Genomic DNA, 1,129 nt, shown 5'->3' with positions numbered 1-1,129 from the left:
GCAAGTTCTTCCACATAGGCGGCCACAACCACGGGTTCAATCGCGGTCAGACCAACCGCTCTTTTTTCACACCAGTGCATAAACCGGGTCGCCGCTCGAAAATATGCCGACCAAGTATTCTAGTTTCTGATCTGGGCGGTGAAGAACTCAACAAATCGTGTTGACGCGGCCACGCCTGCATCAGAAATTAACACCGGAAGTGACAGATTTTCACGTTGAATAATCAGCGTATTTCCCATGTAAGTTACTATAACATAACGTTATTTATGTTATACAAACATTCAAGCAAAAATAAAACCTGATTCTGGTTTTATTCAATCAATTTAGTGCAACTCGCCGCAATAATGTATACTTAATGTATATAGCATTTAGTGAGGTTCCTTATGTCAACCGGATCAGTATTTGAAAATAACAGGACCCAGGCCGTTAGACTGCCTGCTGACAGCCGCTTTCCTGAAGATGTTAAACGAGTCAATGTGCGTGTTGTCGGAAAAGACCGTATTCTTTCGCCAATAGAAAACACCTGGGACAGTTTTTTTATGTCAGAACAAGGTGTGACTGATGACTTCATGACTGAGCGCGCCACCCAGAATCAGGCAGAAAGAGAAAAGTTCTAAATGCTCAAGTTTATGCTCGACACCAACATTGTGATTTATGTCATTAAGCGCAGACCGGTTGAGATTTTAGAGACCTTTAATCGTCACGTAGGGCAAATGTGTATAAGTTCGATCACTTTAGCCGAGTTAATTCATGGTGCTGAAAAGAGTTCCAGGAAAGAACACAATCTACGCCAGGTTGAAGATTTTGTGTCTCGCCTGGAAGTGCTGGCATACGGAATTAAAGCAGCAGCTCACTATGGCGATATACGCGCCGATCTGGAACGCAAAGGAACCATGATTGGTGTGAACGATTTGCATATTGCAGGTCATGCAAGAAGCGAAGGCCTGACGCTGGTCACTAATAACTGCCGCGAATTTGAGCATGTTAGTGCATTACGTATAGATAATTGGGTCGAATCCAATAAAGTGTACTAGTGTGATTACCAAGGGAAACTGTCGGTCTAATTACCGAGCGACTTTGTCATAATCACTTTAGCAAGTCGTGCCTCATTCCACAATTACTTTTTTAT

General features: G+C 43.0%; 2 protein-coding genes. Both read left to right on the top strand.

What is annotated here, in order from left to right; genetic code table 11:
* The first annotated feature begins 383 nt into the window (after window positions 1–383).
* Window positions 384–617, top strand: a complete 234-nt coding sequence (gene vapB / locus C8R11_RS15825; RefSeq protein WP_107796529.1) for a type II toxin-antitoxin system VapB family antitoxin — start codon at window positions 384–386, stop codon at window positions 615–617.
* On the top strand, window positions 618–1,034 hold the full coding sequence (gene vapC, locus C8R11_RS15820) for a type II toxin-antitoxin system tRNA(fMet)-specific endonuclease VapC (RefSeq protein WP_107796528.1): 417 nt from the start codon (window positions 618–620) through the stop codon (window positions 1,032–1,034).
* The last annotated feature ends 95 nt before the right edge of the window (window positions 1,035–1,129 follow it).

Source organism: Nitrosomonas aestuarii (assembly GCF_003046585.1).
GTDB classification, from domain to species: domain Bacteria; phylum Pseudomonadota; class Gammaproteobacteria; order Burkholderiales; family Nitrosomonadaceae; genus Nitrosomonas; species Nitrosomonas aestuarii.
Note: the sequence above shows the minus strand (reverse complement) of the source record. Positions and strands in the feature narration are given on the sequence as shown.